This is a genomic window from Pseudarthrobacter kochi (genome assembly GCF_055412805.1).
In genome coordinates this window covers 1-3,818 of record NZ_JBVAYV010000092.1, presented here as the reverse complement: position 1 = coordinate 3,818, position 3,818 = coordinate 1, and the positions used below count along the sequence as shown (strand labels likewise).

4 protein-coding genes and 1 pseudogene are annotated in these 3,818 nt (G+C 64.5%); 4 read left to right on the top strand and 1 reads right to left on the bottom strand.

The features are described 5' to 3' along the window. The 3 genes and pseudogenes from ACZY0Y_RS19660 to ACZY0Y_RS19650 form a co-directional block, all read left to right on the top strand. A pseudogene (locus tag ACZY0Y_RS19660) lies at positions 1-220 on the top strand (glycerophosphodiester phosphodiesterase family protein); the annotation flags it as partial. 90 nt (positions 221-310) lie between these two features. Beyond that, positions 311-1,114 (top strand): heliorhodopsin HeR, encoded by an 804-nt coding sequence (gene heR, locus ACZY0Y_RS19655; RefSeq protein WP_463959912.1) that lies wholly within the window; start codon positions 311-313, stop codon positions 1,112-1,114. 90 nt (positions 1,115-1,204) lie between these two features. Next, positions 1,205-2,098 (top strand): potassium channel family protein, encoded by an 894-nt coding sequence (locus tag ACZY0Y_RS19650; RefSeq protein ID WP_463885228.1) that lies wholly within the window; start codon positions 1,205-1,207, stop codon positions 2,096-2,098. Positions 2,099-2,242: 144 nt separating this feature from the next. Here ACZY0Y_RS19650 and ACZY0Y_RS19645 read toward each other — a convergent pair whose 3' ends face one another. Next, positions 2,243-2,623, bottom strand: a complete 381-nt coding sequence (locus tag ACZY0Y_RS19645; protein WP_463885230.1) for a VOC family protein — start codon at positions 2,621-2,623, stop codon at positions 2,243-2,245. Between the two features lie 255 nt (positions 2,624-2,878). On the opposite strand from ACZY0Y_RS19645, the gene ACZY0Y_RS19640 reads away from it, so the two are divergent. Further along, the gene (locus ACZY0Y_RS19640; RefSeq protein WP_463959911.1) at positions 2,879-3,637 is read left to right on the top strand and encodes a DinB family protein; all 759 of its coding nucleotides are present in this window, start codon (positions 2,879-2,881) and stop codon (positions 3,635-3,637) included. Positions 3,638-3,818 lie beyond the last annotated feature (181 nt).

The following is a 3,818-nucleotide window of genomic DNA, read 5'->3' as shown; positions in this document are numbered from 1 at the left end:
CGGCGACGCCTGGCTTGAGGTCGGCCGGCCCGGAGCCAGCCCCAACCTCGGCGGGATCGACATCGACACCTACGGCGGATCCCTTGCCAAGGCCGCGGCCGCCCAGGGCTATGACGTCATCTCCCCCGCCTTCCGCTCCGTCACCCCCGGAATGATCGCCGAAGCCCATGAACTTGGTCTGCCGGTCATCCCCTGGACCGTCAACGCACCGAAGGTCTGACAGAACGACGACGACGGGCGGCTGCCTCACGGCGCCTAACTGCTATCGTGGGCACCACAGACTGTTCGTCCGCTCACCGAGGAGCACCCCATGGCGCGCACAACCCGGACCGCCGAAGACAGCATCCGGCGTCTTCGCCCCTACAACTTGGTGGCTGGCTCACTTCATCTGGTCCAGGCCATCGGCTTTGCGGTCATCCTCACAATGCTGAGCACCCAGGTCACGTTCGGTGTAACTGCGGACTACCTGGCGGGTCCTCCTGGCTTCCCGGTGCCACCTGAGCGCGTGGAACTTTTTGCGGTCAATGTGGGTGCCGGCGTTGTTGTGTTCCTCGCGCTCTCCGCGCTGTTCCACTTCGCCGTAGCGTCGCCGCTGTTCTTCCCGCGCTACGGTGCCGGGCTCAGAGCGAACCACAACTACTTCCGCTGGGTCGAATACTCGCTCAGTTCGTCCGTGATGATCTGGCTCATCGCCCAGACCACAGGGATCTCCGATATCGGCGCCCTGCTCTCACTGTTCGCCACCAATGCCGCGATGATCGGCTTCGGGGCGCTGCAGGAAAAATACGAGAAGCCGGGGAGCGGCAATTTCCTGCCTTTCATTTTGGGGTCCATGGCCGGGGTGGTGCCTTGGATCGTGATCCTGATCTATTTCCTTTCCCCTGGCTCGGCCAGCACGGTGGAGCCGCCCGCCTTCGTCTACGGCATCATCATCTCGCTGTTCCTGTTCTTCAACACGTTCGCGATCAACCAGTGGCTCCAGTACCGCCAGGTGGGTCCATGGCGCGACTACCTCTACGGCGAACGGGTCTACATCACTCTCAGCCTTATCGCAAAGACCGCCCTCGCATGGCAGGTGTTCTCGGGCGCCATTATCCCGGCACTGACTAACTGACCGCACCGCAGTAGCAGGTCACAACCCGGCCGCCGCCATGGCAACTCGTTCCAACGCGGTTTCCAAGCAGTGCCGCCCATAAGATGAGGCATGGACTTTGAGGACACGCTCTGGACGGTATTGGGAGCCGGGCTGGTTCTGCTGATGCTCGTCGACGTCTTTCGTACGCTGCTGTATCCCCACGGCTCCGGTCCCGTGGGCCGGGCGATCATGCGTGGATTCTGGCTGGTGTCGAGAAAACTGCGGGGCCGGGGCTCCTTCATTGCAGCACCTTTGGCCATGGCCGCTGTCATTGGCGCCTGGGCAAGCTTCGCGGCCGTCGGCTGGGCCCTGCTGTACCTGCCCCATCTGCCGGCGGGTTTTGTTCACGCTGCGGGGGTGCCGCAGCAGGGCGACTTCGCTGAAGCGCTCTACATCTCCCTGGTTTCGCTTTCCACGGTGGGGTTCGGCGAGATCGTGCCGGCGCATCCGCTGCTGAGGCTGGTCGTGGCCCTCGAGGCCGTCACCGGTTTCGGGTTGCTGACAGCAACGGTTACCTGGATCCTGCAGATGTACCCGGCCCTGAACCGCCGCCGGGCCCTTGCCCACGAGCTGAACCTGTTCAGGGAGGCTGCAGGTTCTGCAGGTGTACTGTCCGTGGAACCCCGGCACGCCGCCGATCTGCTGGAGTCCATGGCCGGAAACGTAGCTTTGGTGAGCATCGATCTGCTTGCGTTCCATGAAACCTACTACTTCCGAGAAGTCGAGCAGCGCGGCTCCTTGCCGGCCACTGTCGCCTACGCCCAGGAGCTGGCATCCCAGGCACAGCGCAGTGACAACCCTGAGCTCAAGTTCGCCGGCCGGATGCTCCGCGCGGCGCTGGACGGACTCGCGGACGTCCTTCGCGGCAAATTCGGCCATTCAGGTACCACCTCTTCTGATGTGTTCGACAGCTACGAGCTGCACCACCGACACCTGCGGGGTGGGAAACTCGACACGAAGTAGCGTGCGAGCACTGATTCCCCCCGTTCTAATCTTTCGTATCTACGCTGAACCGGCTCCCGCTTTGGTCGCGGAAGCCGGCTCCCTTGGGTTCGCTGCTGGCCGCAGCGATGCCCTGCGTCGTTGATCGGTGCGCCAGACTCCGGCCTACCCGCGCTGGGCGATGTTGATGATGTTGCCCTCGCTATCCAGGAACCAGGCTGCCTTCCCCCAGTCAGCGGTGGCAACGCCGTTCTCCGTCTTCAGGCCGGGAAAATCGTAGTCTTCAAAGACGACGCCGCGGCCCCGCAGTTCCTCCATCTCGCCTTCGAGATTGTCCGTTTCCCAGCCCATCTGGGTGTTCTTCGCTGACCCGGCATTATCTGTCTGGTACACGAGGAAGCGGGTTCCCTGGCCGCAGCTGTACATGAGGCTGCCCTCCTCCATGGATTCGTCGGGTTCGATTCCCAGCTTGTCCCGGTAAAACTCCTTCGCCCTGTTGATGTCCTTCGCGGGGAGGACAGCCATGATGTTTGAATCCTTGAGCATGATGATTCCCTTCAGTGCGTTGATGATCGCAGCGATGGCGTTGCTCCCCCCGGTGTTGGTCCCCGGAATCCTTGTCCGGAGCCCGTGACCGCCCCTTTGCGCCGAGCCTGGAGCAGCCACCTGGGACTCTTCAACGCCGCGCCACTCCTCAGCAGCGCGAGGGGTCCCCGAAGCTTATGTGGCCATTATGGACCGATTTGGTCCGGCGGAAAATGGGGCTGCGGGATCCGGCGCGACCGTGGCAAAGTTGCTGCCATGGCAGCTTCCAGTCAGTCCGATGACCTGCAGGGTGCACAATTCGTCGACGTGAACCTGCGGGGAGCCCGGTTCGTCCGGTCGGACCTTTCCGGCGCGGTGATGCGCGGGGTGGGCGTGGCCGGGGCGGACTTCGATGCGCCGTGGCTGTTGGAGGGCGGGAACGTCTTGCGCGTCAACGGCGTGGACGTGGTCCCCTTCGTCGAGGCCGAACTGAACCGCCGCTTTCCCGGCCGCGCCGAAAGAAGCGCTGCAGATCCGGACGGGCTTCGCGCGGCCTGGGCCGCACTTGAGCGGACCTGGTCGGCGACGCTCGGGCGGGCCGCGGCGATGCCGGCGGGAACGGTCGATATCTCGGTGGATGGTGAATGGTCCTTCGCCCAGACGCTGCGCCACTTGGTCATGGCCACGGACACGTGGCTTGGCCGGGCGATCCTGGAGATCGAACGGCCGTATCACCCCATGGGTCAGCCACATGCGGAGTACGAGACCGACGGCTACGACATGTCGGTCTTCTCGGCGGCCGCACCCTCGTACGCGGAGGTGCTCGAGGCCCGGGCCGGCCGGGTAGCCATGGTGCGCGACTTCCTCGCCGCCGTCACCCCGGCCGACTTGTCCCTGGCCCGCAAAAACCCTTGGGGCCCGGAGCATGTGGTGACGGTCCTGTCCTGCCTGCACACAATTCTCGAGGAGGAGTGGGAGCACCACCGCTACGCCGTCCGTGATCTGGAGGCGATCGAGGCGGGGTCCCACCTGTAGAGCCAACGTCCGCAGCCGTCCGGCGGTCAGTGTTCACCCGCGGTCCAGTCCCCCGAACACGGCAGTCCACCTCGCCTCCGTAGGGTTGTCGAGTCCCCGGCGCAGCGCCGGCCACCGTCACCCAGGAGGAACCATCACCATGCGCACCATCCTGACTGCCGCGGCCACCGCCGCGCTTATC